The organism is Marinobacter sp. NP-4(2019) (genome assembly GCF_003994855.1).
Classification (GTDB): Bacteria; Pseudomonadota; Gammaproteobacteria; order Pseudomonadales; family Oleiphilaceae; genus Marinobacter.
This window is the reverse complement of sequence record NZ_CP034142.1, coordinates 4,422,916-4,445,080: the sequence shown is the minus strand read 5'-3', so window position 1 is coordinate 4,445,080 and position 22,165 is coordinate 4,422,916. Positions and strand designations below refer to the sequence as shown.

At 59.7% G+C, this 22,165-nt stretch carries 18 protein-coding genes and 1 riboswitch; of the genes, 12 read left to right on the top strand and 6 right to left on the bottom strand.

The features are described 5' to 3' along the window. The first annotated feature begins 8 nt into the window (after positions 1 to 8). From glmS to EHN06_RS20205, 4 genes are all read left to right on the top strand, one after another. Positions 9 to 1,841: a glutamine--fructose-6-phosphate transaminase (isomerizing) gene (gene glmS / locus EHN06_RS20220; RefSeq protein ID WP_127334261.1), complete on the top strand. Its 1,833-nt coding sequence runs from the start codon at positions 9 to 11 to the stop codon at positions 1,839 to 1,841. A gap of 23 nt (positions 1,842 to 1,864) precedes the next feature. Further along, positions 1,865 to 2,839 carry a helix-turn-helix transcriptional regulator gene (locus tag EHN06_RS20215; protein WP_127334260.1) on the top strand — a complete coding sequence of 325 codons (975 nt, stop codon included), beginning with the start codon at positions 1,865 to 1,867 and terminating at the stop codon, positions 2,837 to 2,839. 112 nt (positions 2,840 to 2,951) lie between these two features. After that, on the top strand, positions 2,952 to 5,057 hold the full coding sequence (locus tag EHN06_RS20210) for a TonB-dependent siderophore receptor (RefSeq protein ID WP_127334259.1): 2,106 nt from the start codon (positions 2,952 to 2,954) through the stop codon (positions 5,055 to 5,057). Positions 5,058 to 5,229: 172 nt separating this feature from the next. Further along, positions 5,230 to 5,328, top strand: a riboswitch (glycine riboswitch). Between the two features lie 176 nt (positions 5,329 to 5,504). Further along, positions 5,505 to 6,734 (top strand): D-amino acid dehydrogenase, encoded by a 1,230-nt coding sequence (locus EHN06_RS20205; protein ID WP_127334258.1) that lies wholly within the window; start codon positions 5,505 to 5,507, stop codon positions 6,732 to 6,734. On the opposite strand, the gene EHN06_RS20200 is transcribed toward EHN06_RS20205, so the two are convergent. Genes EHN06_RS20200 through EHN06_RS20180 form a run of 5 tightly spaced genes read right to left on the bottom strand, consistent with a single transcriptional unit; the run spans position 6,720 to position 11,730 of the window. Next, positions 6,720 to 7,202 (bottom strand): MarR family winged helix-turn-helix transcriptional regulator, encoded by a 483-nt coding sequence (locus EHN06_RS20200; protein WP_127334257.1) that lies wholly within the window; start codon positions 7,200 to 7,202, stop codon positions 6,720 to 6,722. The two genes, EHN06_RS20205 and EHN06_RS20200, sit on opposite strands and share 15 nt — an antisense overlap. A 47-nt stretch (positions 7,203 to 7,249) precedes the next feature. Next, positions 7,250 to 8,389: a cyclohexanecarboxyl-CoA dehydrogenase gene (aliB, locus tag EHN06_RS20195; RefSeq protein WP_127334256.1), complete on the bottom strand. Its 1,140-nt coding sequence runs from the start codon at positions 8,387 to 8,389 to the stop codon at positions 7,250 to 7,252. Between the two features lie 56 nt (positions 8,390 to 8,445). Continuing rightward, complete coding sequence (locus EHN06_RS20190; RefSeq protein ID WP_127334536.1) at positions 8,446 to 9,228, bottom strand: enoyl-CoA hydratase-related protein; 783 nt, start codon at positions 9,226 to 9,228, stop codon at positions 8,446 to 8,448. 31 nt (positions 9,229 to 9,259) lie between these two features. After that, positions 9,260 to 10,027 (bottom strand): SDR family NAD(P)-dependent oxidoreductase, encoded by a 768-nt coding sequence (locus tag EHN06_RS20185; RefSeq protein WP_127334255.1) that lies wholly within the window; start codon positions 10,025 to 10,027, stop codon positions 9,260 to 9,262. Positions 10,028 to 10,065: 38 nt separating this feature from the next. Then, positions 10,066 to 11,730, bottom strand: a complete 1,665-nt coding sequence (locus EHN06_RS20180) for an AMP-binding protein (protein WP_127334254.1) — start codon at positions 11,728 to 11,730, stop codon at positions 10,066 to 10,068. A gap of 195 nt (positions 11,731 to 11,925) precedes the next feature. Here EHN06_RS20180 and EHN06_RS20175 point away from each other — a divergent pair, with 195 nt between their 5' ends. The 8 genes from EHN06_RS20175 (at position 11,926) to EHN06_RS20140 (ending at position 21,535) form a co-directional block, all read left to right on the top strand. Beyond that, the gene (locus tag EHN06_RS20175; protein ID WP_127334253.1) at positions 11,926 to 12,702 is read left to right on the top strand and encodes an enoyl-CoA hydratase; all 777 of its coding nucleotides are present in this window, start codon (positions 11,926 to 11,928) and stop codon (positions 12,700 to 12,702) included. 31 nt (positions 12,703 to 12,733) lie between these two features. After that, complete coding sequence (locus tag EHN06_RS20170; protein ID WP_127334252.1) at positions 12,734 to 13,930, top strand: acyl-CoA dehydrogenase family protein; 1,197 nt, start codon at positions 12,734 to 12,736, stop codon at positions 13,928 to 13,930. A gap of 8 nt (positions 13,931 to 13,938) precedes the next feature. Beyond that, on the top strand, positions 13,939 to 15,087 hold the full coding sequence (locus tag EHN06_RS20165; protein ID WP_127334251.1) for an acyl-CoA dehydrogenase family protein: 1,149 nt from the start codon (positions 13,939 to 13,941) through the stop codon (positions 15,085 to 15,087). A 49-nt stretch (positions 15,088 to 15,136) separates the two neighbouring features. Continuing rightward, positions 15,137 to 16,318, top strand: coding sequence for an acyl-CoA dehydrogenase (locus tag EHN06_RS20160; RefSeq protein ID WP_127334250.1), 1,182 nt, complete (start codon positions 15,137 to 15,139; stop codon positions 16,316 to 16,318). Between the two features lie 307 nt (positions 16,319 to 16,625). Then, positions 16,626 to 18,131 carry a sodium/proton antiporter NhaB gene (gene nhaB, locus EHN06_RS20155; protein WP_127334249.1) on the top strand — a complete coding sequence of 502 codons (1,506 nt, stop codon included), beginning with the start codon at positions 16,626 to 16,628 and terminating at the stop codon, positions 18,129 to 18,131. Between the two features lie 85 nt (positions 18,132 to 18,216). Then, positions 18,217 to 19,704 (top strand): SulP family inorganic anion transporter, encoded by a 1,488-nt coding sequence (locus tag EHN06_RS20150; RefSeq protein ID WP_127334248.1) that lies wholly within the window; start codon positions 18,217 to 18,219, stop codon positions 19,702 to 19,704. Between the two features lie 85 nt (positions 19,705 to 19,789). Continuing rightward, positions 19,790 to 20,641, top strand: coding sequence for a universal stress protein (locus EHN06_RS20145; RefSeq protein WP_127334535.1), 852 nt, complete (start codon positions 19,790 to 19,792; stop codon positions 20,639 to 20,641). Between the two features lie 72 nt (positions 20,642 to 20,713). Beyond that, positions 20,714 to 21,535 (top strand): substrate-binding periplasmic protein, encoded by an 822-nt coding sequence (locus EHN06_RS20140; protein WP_127334534.1) that lies wholly within the window; start codon positions 20,714 to 20,716, stop codon positions 21,533 to 21,535. Between the two features lies 1 nt (position 21,536). Here the strand turns inward: EHN06_RS20140 and EHN06_RS20135 are convergent, their stop codons facing one another. After that, the gene (locus EHN06_RS20135; protein ID WP_228257502.1) at positions 21,537 to 22,157 is read right to left on the bottom strand and encodes a DUF3047 domain-containing protein; all 621 of its coding nucleotides are present in this window, start codon (positions 22,155 to 22,157) and stop codon (positions 21,537 to 21,539) included. Positions 22,158 to 22,165 lie beyond the last annotated feature (8 nt).

The window sequence follows — 22,165 nt, the reverse complement described above, 5'->3', positions numbered from 1 at the left end:
AATAAAACATGTGTGGCATTGTAGGTGCGGTATCGGAACGTGAGGTCCAGGGCATTCTTCTGGAAGGCCTGCGCCGACTTGAATATCGGGGTTATGACTCCGCCGGCATGGCGGTCATGGATGGCGGTATTACCGTGCAGCGCGCCCGGGAGGTAGGCAAGGTTGCGGCACTGGCAGATGCCATTGGCGCCAATGCCCTGGAAGGCACCGTCGGTATTGCCCATACCCGTTGGGCCACCCACGGTGAACCGTCCCAGCTGAACGCCCACCCACACATGTCCGGGGATCGCCTGGCCATTGTCCATAACGGCATCATCGAGAACTATCAGGAACTGCGGGAAGGCCTGAAAGCCGAAGGCTTTGAGTTCACCTCCCAGACCGACACCGAAGTGGTCGCCCACCTGATTGAACAACATTATCGCGAGCTGGGTAACCTGTACGATGCCGTCAAGGCAGCCATCAGCCTTCTCCGTGGCGCCTACGCACTGGCCGTGATCCATGCCGATGAGCCAGACCACCTGGTGGTCTGCCGTGAAGGGAGCCCGTTGGTCATAGGCGTGGGTATTGGCGAGAATTTCATTGCCTCTGATCAGTTGGCCCTGCTACCAGTCACCGATCGTTTCATGTTCCTGGAAGAAGGGGACATTGCCGATATCCGCCGTGACCGGGTCGAGATCCATGACCGCGACGGCAACATCGTCGAACGCCCGGTTACCCGCTTCGAACACGGCGCCGATTCTGCCGACAAGGGCGAATACCGCCACTTCATGCTCAAGGAAATCCATGAACAGCCGCGGGTGATCAAGGCCACCATGGAAGGCCGACTGACCAACACCAGCGTGCTGGAACAGGCGCTGGGCACCTCGGCGGGGAAACTGCTTGAGAATGTGCGCCACGTGCAGATCATTGCCTGCGGCACCAGTTACCATGCCGGCATGGTGGCGCGATACTGGATCGAGGAACTGGCCGGGGTGCCGTGTTCGGTTGAAGTGGCCTCCGAGTTCCGTTACCGCAAGCACGTGATCCAGCCCGACACCCTGTTCCTGTGCATCTCCCAGTCCGGCGAGACCGCCGATACCCTGGCGGCGCTGCGACAGGCCAAGCAAGCGGGCTTCCGCGCTGCCCTGGCCATCTGTAACGTGCCGGGCAGTTCGCTGGTGCGGGAATCCGATCTGGTGATCATGACCCAGGCCGGCCCCGAGATTGGCGTGGCGTCCACCAAGGCGTTTACCACCCAGCTAACGGCATTGCTGATCTTTACCCTGGCCCTGGCGCGCCACAATGGTCTGTCTGCGGACACGGAAGCCGAAATCGTCGAAGCCATTCACCTGTTGCCTGGTCAGACCGACCAGGTGTTGGCACTGGATGGCGAAATTGCGGAAATGTCCCGGGCGTTCATGGATAAGCACCACAGCTTGTTCCTGGGCCGTGGCTCACAGTTCCCGGTGGCCCTGGAAGGTGCGCTGAAGCTCAAGGAAATCTCCTACATTCATGCCGAAGCCTATCCTGCCGGTGAACTCAAGCACGGCCCGCTGGCGCTGGTGGACAGTGAAATGCCGGTGGTCACGGTGGCGCCCAACAACGACCTGGTGGAAAAGCTGAAATCCAACCTGGAAGAAGTCCGTGCCCGTGGCGGTGAGTTGTTCGTGTTCGCCGACCAGGCCGCCGATGTGAAGCCCCAGGATGGCATTCACGTCATGAAGCTGCCCTCGGTTCACCCGATCACAGCACCGATCGTCTACACTGTCCCGCTCCAGCTGCTGTCCTACCATGTGGCGGTACTGAAGGGCACGGACGTGGATCAGCCACGGAACCTGGCGAAAAGTGTGACGGTGGAATAGCGGAATCATCGGAGGCCAGTCCCGTGTCGGAACTTCACGGCTCTTTTCCAACCCGTCCGTTTTCGGCCCATGATTTTCTGAGCTTTGGCCGGGATTATGGTATTGATTACCAGTTTCCCACCCTGTCCGGCCTGGATCGTCAGTCGTTTAACCAGCCGGTCGCCAAAGGGATGGTTAACGAAATCGTGTTGCCGTCCGGGTTCCGGCTGACCAGTTCCGATCTGGACGTGTTACAGCCTTATGAGTCGCTGTCACTGGGCCATTCGCCCCTGTTGATTGTGGTGGTCTTGCAGGGTCGTATCAGCCTTGAAGTGGGTTGCTGGCAGCGTGAGTTGCATCCCGGTATGGCCCTGAGCCTTCAGCTTGGCCCGACCCACCGGCTTCATGCTGTGCAGTTGCCGGGGCAGCGTCTGAAAACCGTGACTCTGGCACTGGACCCACACCACCTTGCGGAACCCAGCCCCCACCATGCCCTCCTGACCGAATTACTGGAAACGTCGCAACAACCGGTATATTCCTGGCGGGTACCGTTGGGTTTGCTCGACAGCCTGAGGCACCACCTGGAAGCCTCGCTGCCTGAATTGCAGAGAAAGCTTCTGTTGGAGGGTGTTGCCCTGCAATTGATGGCGCTGGGTTTACCGGGTAACTCGACCCTGGAGCCAAGTCACCCCGGATTGTCCCGACAGGATGTCCGGCGCCTGGAATCGGTACGCAGTCTCCTCGAATATGCTCCGGCTGAATCCTACTCCCTGAGCGATCTTGCCGAACGGGCCGCTATGAGTCCCAGTAGTCTGCGTCACAAGTTCCGTCAGCTCTATGGTCAGACGGTGTTTGAATACCTCCGGAGCCGTCGTCTCGTGTTGGCCAAACGTTGCCTGGAAGAGGGATGTACCGTTCAACAGGCGGCCCACCGGGCCGGTTACCGCCACGCCACCAACTTTGCCACCGCCTTTCGCAGGCAGTTCGGCGTATCTCCAAGGAATCTGGGTTCTTCCTGAATCATAGATTTGGCATTCTGCATACGAATCCGAGCGCCTAGCATACCTTAGTTATACATTAAACAATAATAATTCGCATTTCCAAATGCAGATGTATGATTGAGGTTTTCCCATGTTCCAACGCTCAAAACTGCCATTGGCGGTGGCCCTGACGATTGCCGGCCTGACGTCCCCCCTCACTGCCGCAGAAACCGACTACCAGAACGACACCACCGAGCTGGAAGCGCTGGACGTGGTTGCAACCCGCGGTGCGACCAAAACCGAAACACCCTATGTTGAAACGCCGCAGGCCATTTCCGTGATTGATCGCGAGGAATGGGAGGAGAAAGGCGCAAAGTCGGTTCAGCGTGCCGCCAACTACACCCCGGGCGTGTCGACGAATCAGGTAGGCGCCTCCAACCGCTATGACTATCTGATTCTCCGCGGCTTCTCTGACGGCAGCATTAATAACACCTACCTCGATGGCCTCAAGGTCATGAGTGATGCGGGCTCGTTCAGCTCGTTTACCATTGATCCGTGGTTCCTGGAACGTATCGAAATCGTCAAGGGACCAACATCCGTGCTTTATGGCCAGGGTTCACCGGGCGGTCTGGTCGCCCTGACCAGCAAGAAGCCCGAATTCCAGCAAGGTGGAGAGGTTCGGGTAACGGCTGGCAATAACGCCCAGCGCAGTCTTGCGTTTGATCTGACTGGCCCCCTCGATGAAGAGAAGCGGGTGGCCTATCGCCTGACCGGTATTACCTCCGCCTCGGATACCCAGTTTGACCATGTAGAGGAGGAGCGCCACGCGATCGCCCCTTCACTCACCTGGGATATGACCGACGACACCAGTCTGACCCTGTTGGCGTACCTGCAGAAAGATCCCGAGGGCGGGTATCACAGCGGTTTGCCATATGAGGGTACCGTCGAATCCCGTAACGGCCAGAAAATCGACAACACTTTCTTTGAGGGTGAACCGGATTACGATAAGTTCAAACGCGACATGTATATGGTCGGCTATGAACTGGATCACCGATTCAACAATACATGGAGCGCCCGGCAGAACCTTCGCTATCTGGAATCCGACGTGGAGCTCAAGCAGGTGTATGCGTTTGGCTGGGCCACGGATACCGAGCTCATGCGGTTTTTCTCCGGCGCTGACGAAGATCTGGAAGCGCTGACGGTGGATAACCAGCTTCAGGCGGATTTCTTCACCGGAGCGGTTGATCACACGGTCCTGGTGGGCCTCGACTACCAGCAGCGGGAAAATGACGTGGTCTGGCCGTCCGGCGCGTTCCCGAATATCGATGCATTCAACCCTGTCTACGGTGCTGAACCAACTGCGCTGTACCCGCCGGTGCGTAACCTGCGTGAACAGAAGCAGACCGGCGTCTATCTTCAGGACCAACTGGCCATGGGCGGCTGGCGCCTGACCCTGGGTGGCCGTCATGACTGGGTGGAGATCGACAACACCAACCGGGATTCCGGCGTTGTCACCACGCTGGACGATACCCAGTTCAGCGGTCGAGCGGGATTGCTTTACCTGTTCGATAACGGCATTGCGCCCTACGTGTCCTACTCCACGTCGTTCTCGCCCAGCGCTTTCACCGACGAAAACGGTGACCTGCTGGATCCCAGCGAAGGCCAGCAGATCGAAACCGGTCTGAAATATCAGCCGGCGGGTACGCGTGATCAGTACACCGCTTCCCTGTTCCGCATCAAACAGGAAAACCTGGCCACCAAGCTGCCCCAGGAAACGTTTTATCGCGGTATCGGGGAAATCCAGTCCCAGGGTGTTGAACTGGAAGCCAAGGCTCAGATCACCAATAACCTGAACGTGCAGGCGGGCTATGCCTACACCGACGTCACCTTTGAGAAATCGGAAGCCTATCGCCAGGGTAACACCGCGAGCCAGGTACCCGAGCACCAGCTGACCCTGTGGACCGGCTATCGCTTCAACGATGGTGTGCTGAATGGCGCCAATGCGGGTCTGGGGATTCGCTATGCCGCGGATATCTACGCGGACGACGCCAACACCAAAAAGGTACCGGACTACACCCTGGTGGATCTGGCGTTGGGGTATGACCTCGGCAAGGTGGGCCTGAAAGGCGTCAGTACCCAGCTTAATGTCCACAACCTGCTGGACAAGGAATACGTGGCGTCCTGTTACAACAGCCTGGAGTTCTGCTACTTCGGCGCCGAGCGTAATATAACGGCGTCCGTTTCCTACCGCTTCTGATCACCGCGCCCGGACGCCCGGGAAAGCACCATGATCTCCTGCCGCAGCTTGTTCAACAGGCGCGGCAGGTTGATTCCTTCCCGAGTTCCACATCCTGTATGTGGCAGTAAAGGTGTTGTAAAGCTGAGTTATTTGCTACTTTCTATGGCAGTCGGCTATTTGTAACAGAATAGACGTGTCAGCGGGAGAGACTGGGTCGCACAACCGTGCGCTCGGCGCCGAAGGAGCAACTGCCCCGGAAACTCTCAGGCAAAAGGACCGCTGGCGTGAATACTTTCCGAAGAGCTGTCGACGATCGCGTCAGTCGGCACACCGAAGGAGCAAACCGCCGGTATCATTGAAACGGTGCGTGAATCTCTCAGGTTCCGTGACGGAAGGGGTGCTTTCTACCGCTCTGTGTAGAAAGGGATCCCTTGACGCCTCGCGGAAAGTGCTCTGGAGAGTGTTATGAAGAGAGTTGCGGTTATCGGCGGCGGTATCACCGGTATCACTACTGCCTACACGCTGGCCAAGCGCGGCCTGGATGTCACCGTTTACGAAAAACACCGTTACGCCGCGATGGAAACCTCCTTCGCCAACGGTGGCCAACTGTCAGCTTCTAATGCCGAGGTCTGGAATAACTGGCAGACGGTGATCAAGGGCATCAAGTGGATGTCCCGCCGGGATGCGCCGCTGCTGGTCAATCCGAAGCCTTCCTGGCACAAACTGAGCTGGTTTGCCGAGTTTATTGCCGCGATTCCCCAGTACGAAAAAAACACCACGGAAACCGCCCGTCTGGCGATCGCCGCCCGGGAGTATCTGTTCAACTGGGCCCAGGAAGAAGGCATCGATTTTGACCTGAAAAAGCAGGGCATCCTGCATATCTATCGTGACAAGGCGGGCTTCGACCACGCGGCGAACGTCTCAAAACTGCTGGCTGCCGGCGGTCTTGAGCGCCGGGCGGTGACCCCGGACGAAATGCGCGCCATTGAACCCACGCTGGCGGGCACCTACTACGGCGGTTTCTATACCGAGAGCGATTCCACCGGTGATATCCACAAGTTCACCAACGGTCTGGCCGACGCGATCCTGCGTCTGGGCGTCAAAACCTGCTACGGACACACCGTCACCGAACTCAGCGCGGACCAGAAGCACGCCTGGGTGACGGCCTACGATGGCGAACAGCAACACCGCGACACCTTTGATGGCGTGGTGATTTGTGCTGGCGTTGGCAGCCGGGCGCTGGCGGCGAAGCTGGGGGACCGGGTCAACATCTATCCGGTCAAAGGCTATTCCATCACCGTGGAACTGGATGACGAGGAGTCGCGCAAATCAGCACCCACCGTCAGCCTGCTGGACGATGCCACCAAGATCGTCACCAGCCGGCTCGGTGATGGTCGCTTCCGTGTTGCCGGTACCGCGGAATTCAGCGGCTACAATCGCGATATCCGCGATGACCGGATCCGGCCGCTGACCCGCTGGGTGGAGCAGTGTTTCCCCGGGGTCTGCACCCGACGGGTAGTGCCTTGGGCGGGGCTGCGCCCCATGTTACCCAATATGATGCCGCGAGTCGGGGCGGGGCGGCTGCCAACGGTGTTCTACAACACCGGGCACGGCCATCTGGGCTGGACCCTGTCGGCGATTACTGCCGAGATGCTGGCGGATGCGGTGGAAAGGTCTTCCTCAGGCAGTGCCTGAGGCGCCGGGTTTGCCAGTGTTCAGCGAAATCGCCGTCATGTCCTGTTGCAGCTTCTTCAACAGGTGCAGCAGGCTGACGCCATCGTCGAAACTCATGCCTTGCAGGGCCTGTTGATAGAACTCGGCAATGGTGTCCTGCAGGTTGTTCCAGTAAACCCGGCCGCTGTCGGTCAGTTTCACCAGCCGCGCCCGGCCGTCGCTGGGGTCGGGTATCCGCACCACATGGCCATCCCGCTCCATGCGTTTGAGTACGCCATCCAGATTCTGGCGGCTGACGTACAGGTATTCCTTGAGCTGGTTGAACGACGTGCCGTCTTCAAATCCTTCCCGGGACAGTGCCCCCAGCACCGCCCACTGCACGGCGCTGATGCCCATTTCATTCTGAACCTGCCGCTGCAGGATGTTTCCGGTCTGGAACAGGCGGAAGAACAGCCGATTCGGAATGCCTCCGGATTCGTTGACGATCATGTGTGCTCCTGTCTCAGCACCCCGAATCGCGGAGGACAGGGGGCGCATCACTTCGGTAGGTACTCGCGTGCGATAATATTTTTCATGATCTGCGCGGTGCCGTCACCTATTTGCAGACCCATGACATCACGCAGACGCTGGGCAAAGGGCAGATCTTCGCCATAACCGGTGTGGCCGTGGGCAAGCAGACACTGTTTGACCACGTCGAACGCCAGCTTGGGTCCCCACCACTTGTTCATCGCCGCTTCTGCATTGTGGGGTAGGTTGTTGTCCTTTAGCCAGAGTGCATGGTAGCACTGCATGCGTGCGGCATGAACGTAGGTCTGGTATTCCGCCAGCGGATGAGTCAGGCCCTGGAAGGCGGCCAGGTTCTGACCGAAGGCGGTGCGCTCGGTCAGCCACTGCCAGGTTTCATCCAGGGATTGCTGGGCCACCGCCAGGCACTGCAGGCCGATCAGCGCGCGGCTGTAGTCGAAGCCCTGCATGACCTGTTTGAAGCCTTTGCCCTCGTCGCCCATGATGTTGCCGGCTGGCACTTCCACGTTGTCGAAGAAGATGGAGCCGCGGCCGATGGCGCGCTGGCCGTTATCCTCAAAGCGGGTGGTGGTGATGCCCGGGCTGTCCATCGGTACCAGGAACGCACTGATACCGGACGCGCGTTGCTCCACCGTGCCGGTGCGGGCGAACACCACGGCCACATCCGCCTGATCGGCCATGGAGATAGACGTCTTTTCGCCGTTCAGCACGTAAATGTCACCCTTGTTCTCCGCCTTCAGGCGCAGGTTGGCGGCGTCGGAGCCACCGTGGGGCTCGGTCAGGGCGATGCAGGCCACCTTCTGGCCGGTGGTCATGCCGTGCAGCCACTCCCGCGCGAGATCCGGCGCGGCGTGGCTGGCGATGATCTGTCCGTTCAGGGAGGTCAGCAGGGGAATGTAGCCGACGTTGAAATCCCCCTTGGAGATTTCCTCAATGATCAGGCCGCTGGTGACGCAGTCCATACCGCTGCCGCCGAATGCCTCGGGCAGCTCGCCGCCGAGCAGACCCATATCGCCGAGCTGGCGGATGACATCCTTCTCGATGATCCCTTCGCGATCCCGCTTGCGATAGCCCGGAGCCAGCACCTCGGCGCTGAAGCGGGCCACGACCTCGCGGATCGCGTTCTGTTCTTCATTAAATGCGAAATTCATGGTGTTCTCCGGGCGCTGTCAGTGACCCGGCGGCGAAAGGCCTCGGGTCGGTTTGCTTACTTGTAGAATTTCCGGAAGTCCGGCTTGCGCTTTTCCTTGAAGGCGTTGACGCCCTCTTTGGATTCCTCGGTGTCGTAGTACAGGCTCAGGGCCTGCATGCCGAGGGCGCCAATGCCGGCGATGTTGTCGCTGTCGGCGTTGAACGAGCGCTTGGCGATGGTCAGGGCGGTGGGGCTCTTTTCCAGGATTTCGTCGCACCACTTCTGCACTTCCTCGTCCAGTTGCTCCGGCGGCACCACTGCGTTGGCCAGCCCCCACTCGAGGGCCTGCTGTGCGGAATACTTGCGGCACAGGTACCAGATCTCGCGGGCGCGTTTCTCGCCCACCACCCGCGCCAGGTAGGCAGTACCGAAGCCGGGGTCGACGGAACCCACTTTCGGTCCCACCTGACCGAACACGGCGGTTTCCGAGGCAATGGTCAGGTCGCAGATCACATGCAGCACATGGCCGCCGCCGATGGCGAAGCCGTTGACCCGCGCGATCACCGGCTTGGGCACTTCGCGGATGGTGCGCTGCAGCTCTTCCACCGGCAGGCCGATCAGGCCGCGGCCGTCGTACTGGCCTTCGTGGGCACCCTGGTCGCCGCCGGTGCAGAAGGCTTTGTCGCCGGCGCCGGTGAACACGATGACGCCGATGTCCTTGTTCCAGCCGGCGCGGTTGAAGGCGTCCAGCAGTTCCATGCAGGTCTGGCCACGGAAGGCGTTGTAGCGCTCCGGGCGGTTGATGGTGATGGTGGCAACACCGTTGGTTTCGTCGTAGAGGATGTCTTCGTAGTTCATGATGGTTCTCCGTATTCGCAAAGTTGTCGGTTTAACCGGCCATGGTCAGGCCGCCGGACACACTGATGACCTGCCCGGTAATGAAATTGGCGTCGTCACTGGCGAGCAGCGCGATGATGCCTGGGTAGTCTTCCGGCTGGGCCAGGCGCTTCATGGGCACGGCGTTGCGGAAGGCTTCCAGCAGCTTTTCCGGGTTGGAGGCGGTTTCCGCCACCCCCTTGAGCAGCGCGGTGTCGGTAGGCCCGGGGCAGACCACATTCAGGCATACATTTTTGGTGGCCAGTTCCCGCGCCACGGTCTTGCTGAAGCCCACCAGACCGGCCTTGCAGGCGGCGTAGACGGATTCGCCGGAGGAACCCACCCGGGCGGCGTCGGAGGCAATGTTGATGACCTTGCCACCGCCGGCGCTGATCATTTTCGGCAGTACCACGTGGTGCATGTTCAGGGCGCCAGTGAGGTTGACTGCAATCAACTGCTCCCAGAGTTTGGGCTCGGTTTTCAGGAACGGCATGAAGCGGTCGAAACCGGCGTTGTTGACCAACACCGTGGGAGTGCCCAGATCATTCTCGATGGCGGCCACGGTGTCGGTAATGGCGGCGTAATCGGTGATGTCGGCGGCGTAGGCGTGGGCCTTGCCGCCGGCTTCGCTGATCAGGTCCACGGTGGCGCGGGCCGCATTTTCGTCACGATCCAGGACGGCGACCAGGCTGCCTTCTTCAGCAAAGCGCAGGCTGACGGCACGGCCGATGCCGCCCCCGCCGCCGGTAATGATGACGGTTTTTCCGTTAAGGCCTTTCATGATGATGTGCTCCTGTTGCTGTAGCGGGTTCGTTCGGATCAGGCGCGCTTTGCCGGTTCCAGGCGGATGGTTTTGGCCTGCTCCCGCAGTTTGAATTTCTGGATCTTGCCGGATGGTGTGCGGGGCATGGCCTCGATCACTTCCAGGTATTCCGGCAGGTAGTTTTTGGAGAGCTGGTGTTTGACCAGGTGTTCCTTGATCTCCTCAAGGCTGACATCGGGCACGCTGTCGTCGAGGGTGATGTAGGCGCACAGGCGCTCTCCGAGGCGATCGTCGGGGCAGCCCACCAGTGCCACATCGGCAATGCCGGGGTATTTGTAGAGCAGGTTCTCCACCTCAACCACCGGAATGTTCTCGCCGCCACGGATCACTACGTCCTTGGTGCGACCGGTAATGCGGATGTAGCCGTTCGGGTCCATGCGGGCGAGGTCGCCGGTGCCGAACCAGCCGTCGTCATCCACGCCGTAGAGTTCCGGACGCTTGAGGTAACCCACGAACAGGCTGGCGCCGCGCACCAGCAGATTGCCTTCTTCACCGGCAGGCAGGGCGTTGCCCTGGAAATCGGCCACTTTCACGTCCATCCAGGGCAGCGCCTTGCCATCGGACTGACTGGCGCGTTCGGCCGGGTCTTCCGGGCAGGTCATGGTGACTGCGCCGTTTTCGGTCATGCCCCAGGCGGACACGATTTTCGCTTTCAGGGTCTTGCCAGCCTGTTCCACCAAAGCACTGGGGATGGGCGCGCCGGCGGAGACGAAAATACGCAGGGAATCCAGTTCGCCCTCGTGTTGCGGGGCAATCTTGATGAGGTCCGCAAGGAACGGCGTAGCGGCCATGGTGAAGGCCGGTTTCTCGGCGGCGATTACCCGGGCCACATACTCCGCGTCCCATATATCCTGCAGCACCACCGTGGTGCCCAGGTACACCGGCATCATCACGCCATAGAGGAAGCCGGTCTGATGTGCCAGGGGCGAGGCCATCAGTATCGAGTCATCCGGGGTCAGGTGTAACCGGTCGGCGTAGGGGCGGACGTTGGAGAACAGGGTATTGGAGGTGTGCATCACCCCCTTGGGCTCGCCGGTGGTGCCGGAGGTATAGAGAATCTGGATGACATCGTCGGCGGTGGGCTGGCGGTCGCGGAACAGGGCTTCGGTATCCGTGTCCTTTTCCCAGGCGGTATTCAGCAACCGCTGCTCGAAACTGCGCTCACCCTCACCGTCAATCACCAGTACAGTCTTCAGCTCCGGCAGTTCCTCCACAAGCGCGTCCACCATGGCTTCGTAGTCGAAACCCCGGAAGACCTTGGGGATCACCAGTAGTTTGGCGTCGCCATGGGCCAGCATGAAACGCAGTTCCCGCTCACGAAAGATCGGCATCAACGGGTTGAGGATGGCGCCAATGCGCATGCACGCCAGGTGCAGGGCGATGGTCTGCCACCAGTTCGGTAGCTGGCAGGCCACGACATCGTCTTTTTCGATACCCATGGCGGCGAGACCTGCGGCCATTCGAGTGACAGTGTCGTTCAATTCCCGGTAGCTCAGGGACTCGCGCGTGTCGTCAGTCACCCGGTAGCCAACAATGGCGGTGCGGTCGGGCGTCGCGGCGACGGCGTTGTCCAGGTATTGGGTAATGATCTTGTCGTTCCAGGCTCCGCTCTTGACCATGGCGGAGCGACGTTCCGGTTGGGGCGTAATGCCAGTATCCATGTCATTCACCTGTTGTGTGCGCTGTGTTTGTTGTTGGTTGACCTGATCGGTGCAGGTCATTGCTCCATTTCAAGATACGCCCACCCAAAATAATATGTCAACATGTTGCCTTAAATATTTTTGGGGTCTAGACTGGTTGTCGTTCCAATAGGGCTTTTTAAGGAGTGAATGGCGAATTTCTTCGTGGAGATGGTTATGATGTATAACAATATATTGCTAGAAAGGCAGGGTCCGGTGGCGTTGGTCCGGCTGAACCGGCCGGAGGTTCTCAACGCCCTCAATAACGCTCTGATGACCGAATTGTCGGATGCTCTCAGGGCTCTGGAGCAAGAAGACGCCATCCGCGCGATTGTGATCACCGGTAATGACCGGGCCTTCGCCGCGGGAGCGGATATATCCGAAGTGCAGCCGCTGACGTTCTCCGAGGCTTATCGGGAAGGTTTTGTCACCGCCAACTGGGAACAGCTGACCCGTTGCCGCAAACCGGTGATTGCGGCTGTGGCCGGGCTGGCCCTCGGCGGCGGCTGCGAACTGGCGATGATGTGTGACCTGTTGATCGCGGCGGACAATGCCCGCTTCGGGCAACCGGAGGTAAAAGTCGGCACCTTGCCGGGCGCCGGTGGCACCCAAAGACTGGCCCGCGCGGTGGGTAAGGCCAAGGCCATGGACCTGTGCCTGACCGGGCGCACCATGGATGCCGAAGAAGCAGAGCGTAGCGGGCTGGTGAGCCGGATTGTCCCGGCCGAGCGCCTGCTGGATGAGGCCATGGCGGTTGCCGCTGAAATCGCCAGCCATTCCCTGATGGCAACCATGCTCAACAAGGAGGCCATCAACCACGCCTTTGAAACCTCATTGCAGCAAGGGGTCCACCTGGAGCGGCGGTTGATCCACGCCAGCTTTGCCAGTGAGGACCAGAAGGAAGGCATGACCGCCTTCCTTGAGAAGCGCAAACCCGTGTGGAGCCATCGCTAGCGGTAATGGCTCAGTGATCAGAGGACAGGTTATGGATATTCATTTCACTCCCGAGGAGCAGGCCTTTCGCGACGAAGTGAGGGCATTTCTGACCAGTAACCTGCCGGCGGATATTGCCAGCAGGGTCCGGCTGGGCCGGCGATTGACGAAAGAAGATCATCTGCACTGGCAGCGGATTCTCAACCGTCGGGGCTGGTACGCAGTCAACTGGCCGGAAGCGTATGGAGGTACCGGCTGGACGGTGGTGCAAAAACACATTTTCGAGGAAGAGTGTGCGGCGTTCGGTGCGCCCCGAATCATCTCCTTTGGCGTAAACATGGTGGCGCCAGTCATCATTCGTTTTGGCAGCGAAGCCCAGAAATCCTGGTACCTGCCGCGCATTCTGTCCGGCGAGGACTGGTGGTGTCAGGGCTATTCCGAACCCGGTGCTGGCTCCGATCTGGCCGGGCTGAAAACACGCGCCGAACGGGACGGCGACCATTACGTGGTCAATGGTCAGAAAACCTGGACCACCCTGGGGCAGCATGCCAACCGGATCTTCTGTCTGGTGAGAACCGATACCTCCGCCAGGAAGCAGGAGGGCATCTCCTTCCTGCTGATCGATATGGACAGCCCCGGCATCACCGTGCGACCGATTATCACCCTGGATGGCGAGCACGAAGTCAACGAGGTGTTCTTCGACAACGTGCGGGTGCCGGTAGGCAACCTGATAGGGGAGGAAAACCGAGGCTGGACCTGTGCCAAGTACCTGCTTAGCCACGAGCGTACCGGTCAGGCCGGTATTGGGCTGTCGAAAGCGGCGCTGGTTCACCTTAAGCAGATTGCGAGCGCCGAGACGGTGGCTGGCCGGCCGTTGATTGACGAACCCCTGTTCCGGGCCCGCATTGCCGAGGTGGAAATGCGCCTGATGGCGGTGGAAATGAGCACCCTGAGAATCCTCGCCTCCACCAGGGACGGTGGTGTCCCTGGTGCGGAAAGTTCATTGCTGAAAATCCAGGGCTCGGAAATTCGCCAGGCCATCAGCGACCTGGCACGCAAGGCGCTGGGACCCAACGCCCTGCCGTTCCTTGAGGAAGAACTCAACGCCGGTTTTGACGACGAGCCGCTTTACCGTGATTACAGCGCCGCGCCGGCCAGCCAGTACTTCAATTTGCGCAAGCTATCGATTTACGGCGGCTCCAACGAGATACAGAAAAACATCATCGCCAAACGGCTTCTGGAACTGTAGGAGGCACCATGGATTTCAATCTGAACGAAGAGCAGCAAATGCTCTCGGATACCGTACAGCGCCTGGTGCGTAATACCTATGGGTTCGAACAACGGGAAGCGTTTTACCGCAGCGACACCGGTGACAGTCCGGAGTTTTGGCGTCAGCTGTCGGAACTCGGGATTACCTCGGTGCCTATTGCTCAGGCCTACGATGGCTTTGGCGGTAGCGGTGTGGAAAACATGGTGGTGATGAAGGAGCTCGGCCGGAGCTTATGCCTTGAATCGTATCTGCACTCGCAGATTTATGGCGCGGGCCTGGTTCAGCAACTGGGTTCTCCCGACCAGTGTCAGCGCATTTTGCCCGCCGTGGCTGCTGGCGATTGCCGTCTGGCGGTGGCGGACGAAGAGGCGGGCAGTCATTACCACGTCGATCGGATTGAGTGCCGTGCCACGCCCTGTGAGCGGGGCTGGCGCCTGAACGGCCGCAAACGCGTGGTCATTGGCGGCGAACGGGCACGATATCTGTTGGTGACCGCTCATATTGACGGCACTGAGGGCGTCAGTCTGTTTATCCTTGATCCCAAATCCGAAGGGGTATCGCGCATCGGCTATCCCTGCGCCGATGGCCCCCAAGCCTGTGACCTTTTGCTGGAAGATATCTACGTAGAAGCTGATGACTTGCTGGGACATCCCGGAAGCGCCCTGTCGGCACTGCATTACCAGCGCGGAAGGGCAATGGCGGCACAATGTGCCGAGGCCCTGGGCAGCATGGAAGAAGCTTTTCGGCTGACCCTGGACTATCTCAAGACTCGCCAGCAGTTCGGCGGCCCCATCGGCGGGTTCCAGGTGTTACAGCATCGCATGGCGGACATTCGCGGCGAGCTGGAACTGGCAACTTCAATGACCATTCTCGCTGCCTGCGTCGCGGATGATCCGGATTCCGGGGAACGTAGCCGCAAACTCACGGCGGCCAAGTTCATCACGGCCCGGGCGTCACAAATGATTGCCGAGCAGGCGATCCAGCTTCATGGCGGCATTGGTATGACCTGGGAGTATGCGCTTGCTCACCATGCCAAACGCCTGGTGATGCTGATCCACCAGTTCGGGGACGATGATTTTCACCTCGGAGACTATTCGGCGTTGCTGGACGTTCCCGGCAGGGCCAACCACAACTGACGCATTGATGCGGCTTGACGACAAAGAGTAACGAGAAGAGGTAGATATCATGGCAAACACCGCAAGTTTCAACTGGGAAGATCCGCTGTTGCTGGATCAGCAACTGACCGAGGACGAGCGCATGGTACGCGACAGTGCCCGGCAGTTTGCCCGGGACAAGCTCAGACCCCGGGTGCTGGAAGCGTTCCGCAAGGAGCAGACCGATCCCGCCATCTTCCGGGAGATGGGAGAAACCGGCCTGCTCGGTGCCACCATTCCCACGGAATATGGCGGCAGTGGCCTTAACAACGTCTGTTACGGCTTGATTGCACGCGAAGTGGAGCGGGTCGATTCCGGTTACCGATCGATGATGAGTGTGCAGTCGTCCCTGGTGATGGTGCCTATCTACGAGTTCGGTAACGAGGAAACCCGGCAGAAATATCTGCCCCGACTGGCCAGCGGAGAGTGGATTGGCTGCTTCGGCCTGACCGAGCCGGACCACGGCTCCGATCCTGGCGGCATGGTAACCCGCGCGCGCAAGGTCGACGGTGGTTATCGCCTGTCCGGCAACAAGATGTGGATCACCAACAGTCCCATTGCCGACGTCTTTGTGGTCTGGGCCAAGGATGATGAGGGGCGGATTCGCGGCTTTGTCCTGGAGAAGGGGTGGGAAGGCCTGAGCGCCCCGGCCATTCACGGCAAAGTGGGCCTGCGTGCCTCGATCACCGGTGAAATCGTGATGGACGGCGTGTTCGTACCGGAGGAAAACGCCTTTCCGGAGGTGAGTGGTCTCAAGGGCCCGTTCACCTGCCTGAATTCCGCCCGCTACGGTATTGCATGGGGCGCGCTGGGCGCCGCCGAAGATTGCTGGCATACCGCCCGTCAGTACGTGCTGGATCGCAAGCAGTTTGGCCGTCCGCTGGCCGCCAACCAGTTGATCCAGAAGAAGCTGGCGGACATGCAGACCGACATCACCCTGGCACTGCAGGGCTGCCTGCGTCTGGGACGGATGAAGGATGAAGATACGGCGGCAGTGGAAATTACCTCGATCATGAAGCGTAATTCCTGCGGCAGGGCACTGGACATCGCCCGTCTGGCCCGGGACATGCTGGGGGGCAATGGCATCAGTGACGAATTCGGTGTGGCCCGCCATCTGGTGAACCTGGAGGTGGTCAACACCTATGAGGGCACGCACGATGTGCATGCGCTTATCCTGGGTCGCGCTCAGACCGGCATCCAGGCGTTTTTCTGATTGCGGTCCGGGAACGGCGAGGGTGGCCGGGGAGAATCCCAGGTTACCCTCAATTCATTTTTCTGGTACTATTCGCGCCCCTAAAACAACACGCGCACCCGGAAACCTGTTCCATGCCCGCCCTCGACAAACGCTTTCTGACGATCACTCCGCCCTAGCATCCGGCTGACCTGTGCTGCTGGTTAACTACGACCAATGGTGGGGATATTTACCACCTGTGGGTGACTGACCGGTACACAAATATCAAGGAAGATGCGGCTTGCCTGTCGCATTATCGTTATCGCCCGATCACTCAGAAGATTTTGTAATGCCTACTTCGGTCATCTCAGGTTTTACCCACAACTTTCTTGGCAAGGCGCCGGTCTGGTACAAGCAGATCATCCTGCTGTTCCTGATCCTCAACCCTATCTCGTTGTATGTGTTTGGTCCCGGGGTTACCGGCTGGCTACTGATCGGTGAGTTCATCTTTACCCTGGCGATGGCGCTGAAATGTTACCCGCTGCTGCCGGGTGGCCTGCTGGCGGTGGAGGCCCTGCTGATCGGCCTCACCACGCCGGACGCGGTGTATATGGAAGTACTTACTAACTTCCCCGTGATCTTGCTGCTGATGTTCATGGTGGCCGGCATCTACTTCATGAAAGAGTTGCTGCTGGTGACCTTCACCCAGATTCTGGTGGGTGTGCGCTCCAAGTCGGCGCTGTCGTTGCTGTTCTGCAGCGCTGCCGCATTGCTGTCGGCCTTCCTGGACGCGCTGACGGTCACGGCGGTGATTATCAGCGTGGCGGTGGGCTTTTTCTCGGTGTACCACAAGGTGGCATCCGGTAAGGGCTACCAGCACAAGGATCACAACGCCAACAGCGATGACGACGTAATTGAACTGCACCGGGAAGACCTGGAAAACTTCCGTGCGTTCCTGCGCAGCCTGTTGATGCACGGGGCGATCGGTACCGCCCTCGGTGGTGTGGCCACCATGGTCGGTGAGCCCCAGAACCTGTTGATTGCCAAGGTGGTGGGCTGGGATTTCGCCAACTTCTTCATGCACATGGCGCCCGTCAGTATTCCCGTGTTGTTCGCTGGCCTGACCACCTGCTGGCTGCTGGAGAAACTGCGCTGGTTCGGTTACGGCGGTCGTCTGCCAAAACCGGTGCGCCGGGTGCTGGAAGAGTTTGCCGACAACGAGCGTAATAAACGCACCAAGGCCGATCAGGCCGCGTTGTGGATTCAGGCCATTGCGGCGCTGGTGCTGGTGGTGGGGCTCGCGTTCCATCTGGCGGAGGTGGGGCTGATCGGCCTGCTGGTGATCATTCTGATCACCTCGTTCACCGGCATCACCGACGAACACCAGATCGGCAAGGCATTCCAGGAATCCCTGCCGTTCACCTCACTGCTGGTGGTGTTCTTCGCCATCGTGGCGGTGATCCACGAACAGCACCTGTTCAAACCCATTATCGAGTATGTTCTGTCGCTGCCGGTGGAGCAGCAACCGGGCATGTTCTTTATCGCCAACGGCCTGCTTTCAATGATCAGTGACAACGTGTTCGTTGCCACCGTCTATATCAGCGAGATCAAGCAGGCACTGGATGCTGGCAGCATCAGCTACGACCACTTCCAGACCCTGGCCATTGCCATCAACACCGGCACCAACCTGCCGAGTGTGGCAACCCCCAACGGACAGGCCGCGTTCCTGTTCCTGCTGACTTCCGCCATTTCACCATTGGTGCGGCTTTCCTACGGCCGGATGGTGGTGATGGCGTTCCCCTACATGATAGTGATGGGCGCCGTCGGCCTGTACATGGTCATTAATCACATCTGAACATTGCGGCTTTATACTCCCCGCTCGGCTTTGTGTCGGGCGGGGATGCCGTCGTTCTGCCGTTATGAATTAACCGGAAACATTTATGATCAAATCGATAAAAGACAATTGGCTTTCCAATGTTCGCGGTGACCTGCTGGCAGGCATCGTGGTGGCGTTGGCGCTGATTCCCGAAGCCATCGCATTCTCCATCATTGCGGGTGTGGACCCCAAGGTCGGGCTGTACGCCTCCTTCTGTATTGCGGTGATCATCGCGTTTGTGGGCGGACGCCCGGGCATGATCTCCGCCGCCACCGGCGCCATGGCGCTGCTGATGGTCACGCTGGTGAAAGAACATGGCCTGGAGTACCTGCTGGCGGCGACCTTGCTGACCGGTGTACTGCAGATCGGCGCCGGCTACCTGAAGCTGGGCGGGCTGATGCGCTTTGTCTCCCGCTCGGTGGTGACCGGTTTCGTCAACGCCCTGGCGATCCTGATTTTCATGGCCCAGCTGCCGGAACTGACCAACGTCACCTGGCACGTCTACGCCATGACCGCCGCCGGTCTGTGCATCATCTACCTGTTCCCGCTGATCCCGGTGGTGGGCAAGATCCTGCCGTCCCCGCTGATCTGTATTGTCGGTCTGACCGCCGTGGCGATGTTCCTGAACCTGGATATCCGCACGGTGGGGGATATGGGTGAGCTGCCGGACACCCTGCCGATCTTCCTGTGGCCGGATGTGCCTCTGAACCTGGACACCCTGATGATCATCCTGCCGTATTCCGTGGCGCTGGCGGTGGTCGGTCTGCTGGAATCGATGATGACCGCCACCATCGTGGACGATCTCACCGATACCACCAGTGACCGCAACCGCGAGTGTAAGGGCCAGGGCATTGCCAACATCGGTTCCGGACTGCTCGGCGGGATGGCCGGCTGCGCGATGATTGGTCAGTCCATCATCAACATCAAGTCTGGCGGCCGTACGCGCCTGTCCACGCTGACGGCCGGTGTCTTCCTGCTGGTGATGGTGCTGGTACTGGATGCCTGGCTGGTGCAGATCCCCATGGCGGCGCTGGTGGCAGTGATGATCATGGTGTCCATCGGTACCTTCTCCTGGGATTCCATCCGCAATCTGAAGGAACATCCGTTGTCCACCAACATCGTGATGGTGGTGACGGTGATTGTCGTGGTCGCCACCCACAACCTGGCGTTCGGGGTGCTGGCCGGCGTGCTGCTGGCGGCGCTGTTCTTTGCCAACAAGATTGGCCACTTCATGATCGTCGACTCGGAACTGGATGAGGCCAGGGAAACCCGCACCTATCGTGTTGTTGGCCAGGTTTTCTTCAGTTCGTCCGAGAAGTTCACCGCCTCGTTTGATTTCAAGGAAGCCCTGGACAAGGTGGTGATCGACCTCAGCCGTGCTCACTTCTGGGACATTACCGCCGTGGGTGCCCTCGACAAAGTGGTCATCAAATTCCGGCGTGAAGGGGCGGATGTCGAGGTTATCGGCCTCAACGAAGCCAGCGCCACCATCGTTGACCGTTTCGGCGTGCACGACAAGCCGGATGCAGTTGACCAGCTGATGGGGCACTGATATGACTACTGATTATGCTCAAGGCGGCGCTGATGCAAACCCGCACAATGACAACAAGAACCCGAACCAAGGCAGCGAGGTAGCGATGACCCGGATCGTAGGATGTATTGATGGTTCCAGGGCGGCATTGGCCGTGTGTGACTACGCGGCGTGGGCCAGCCAGCGCATGGAAGCCCCGCTGACGCTGTTTCATGTGCTGAATGAGGAGCGTTATCCGGCGGAAACTGATATGGCGGGTAGTATCGGCCTGGGTAGCCGGGAGCACCTGATGGAAGAGCTGGCGGAACTGGATCAGAAGCGCAGCAAGCTGGCCTTGGAGCAGGGCCACCACATGCTCAACGCCGCCGAGGAACGGGTGAAATCCCGCGGTGTTGAGGATGTGATCAAGCGTCAGCGCCACGGTGATCTGACCGACTCCCTGCTGGCCATTGAAAACGAAACCCGCCTGCTGGTGATGGGGCTGCACGGTGAAACCAGCACCGACCGGGACGTACACATCGGCAGCCAGCTGGAAACCGTGATCCGCAGCGTGCATCGCCCGATCATGCTGGTGCCGGACGACTACGCCGAACCCCGCAGCGCCATGCTGGCGTTCGATGGCTCCGCGACCGCGTTCAAGGGCGTCGAACTGCTGGCCAACAGCCCGGTGTTTAAGGGCTTCCCCCTGCACCTGGTGATGATTGGTCCGGACACCAATGACCGCTGGGAACAGCTGAAAAAAGCCGAGCGCATGCTGGCGGATCTGGGCTGCGAGGTACACCTGGCCATCCGTGCCGGCGATGTCGAGAAAACCCTGCACGCCTACCAGGAAGAGCATGGCATTGACCTGCTGGTGATGGGTGCCTATGGCCATTCCCGCATCCGCCAGTTCCTGGTGGGCAGCACCACGACCAATATGCTGAAAACTGCTGAAAAGCCCCTGGTGATCCTGCGCTAGGGCGCGGGCCTATCGGCTTTCGTGCATAACCGGCCGGGTCTGTTAACATTTAGGGAAGTCACCTTGAAAAAGATGATCTCTATGGGCAGACAGTGGTGCCGGTTAGTCATGGGGAGGGGCATGGTCGCCGTGTTGGTGGCAGCGGCCCTGATGATGGCTGGATTTGCCTGGGCGAATGACGGCCGGCCCGTGTTGAAGGTCGCCTACGCCGAATTCCCGCCCATCGAGTACCAGAATGCCGATGGCGAAGCCGCCGGACTGTTTATCGAACTGACCCGCAAGGTGGCGGAGGAAGCGGGTTACACGCCGGATTTTGTCTACTTACCGGTAGGGCGCATCTATCTGTACCTGAAAAGCGGCATGATTGATGTCTGGCCAGGGCTGACCGGCATCCCGTCGCTCAAGGACGATGTCCTGGAAAGCTGGGTAAGCCCGGTCCCCGTGCAACTGAGCGCATGGTATGTTGTCGGCACACCTCCACTGACTCACCTCGATGACCTCAGAGGCAAGATGTTGATTGTTATCGGTGGCTATACCTACGGTGGCTTGCTCGAGAGACTGCAATCCTACGAAGATATTCGTATCACCGAAGCGCCCAACCACCGTTCCGGCATCGATATGCTGAAACGGAAGCGGGGAGACTACCTGCTCGACTATCGACAGCCTGTGCTCGAGATACTGACCGAGCCCTCGGACCGGTTGATGAGGGAGTCGGAGGTTCGCACCCGCAACGGCGCCTGGCTCTTTTCACTCGCCAATCCGAAGGCCAGCATCCTGCGCGAGGCGTTCGATGATGCCTATCTGCGGCTGGTGGAACGGGGCGAAGTACCCCCAGCGCGAATGCCGGATACCGGGTCCTTTATTCCCGGTTTCCCCGAAGACCTTTTACAATGACTTATCGGTGCAACTCCAGGTCGCCGTACCAGGCGATGGCCGATTCCCCGGTGTTGTCGGAGTCCGACATGATCGCCACGCCCCGCAGGCGCGGGGGATCATCCCCAAACGCTGTGCGGTAATCCGCCACGATATCCCTTTCCACGGTGACCCACTCGCCGGCCTTGTCCTCACCGGAGGTGACCGCGATCATCATGGTCTCTTCCGCATAGGGGTTGGCCACGGTTTCCCCCGTGGCCAACCGGTTAGCCCAGATGTAGTTGATGGCATTGCCCGGTAGCTCTTCGCCAAACAGGGCCTCCACGGTCTTGCGCTTGGCGCGCTCGAACCAGCCGGCCTTGTCCGGTTCAAACTCGAACGCCACGTAGATGCGGGCGGGGTAGTCGTCCCCGGACTTCCGGCGGGCATCGCCTTTTTCAAAGGTGTTGGACACCTTCCATCGCCATTTCAACGTCAGCGAATCCCCGGGGTCGATATCCAGGCGGGCGATCAGGCCCGAGGCGCTGTTGCTGGTTTGCGCTTCGATCACCTGGGTGCCGTCTTCCTCAACCAGACGGTAGGACGTGTGGCGATCGATCTTGGGGAATTCCAGCGGCTCCCAGCCATCGTCCAGGTTGCTCATTTGTGAGA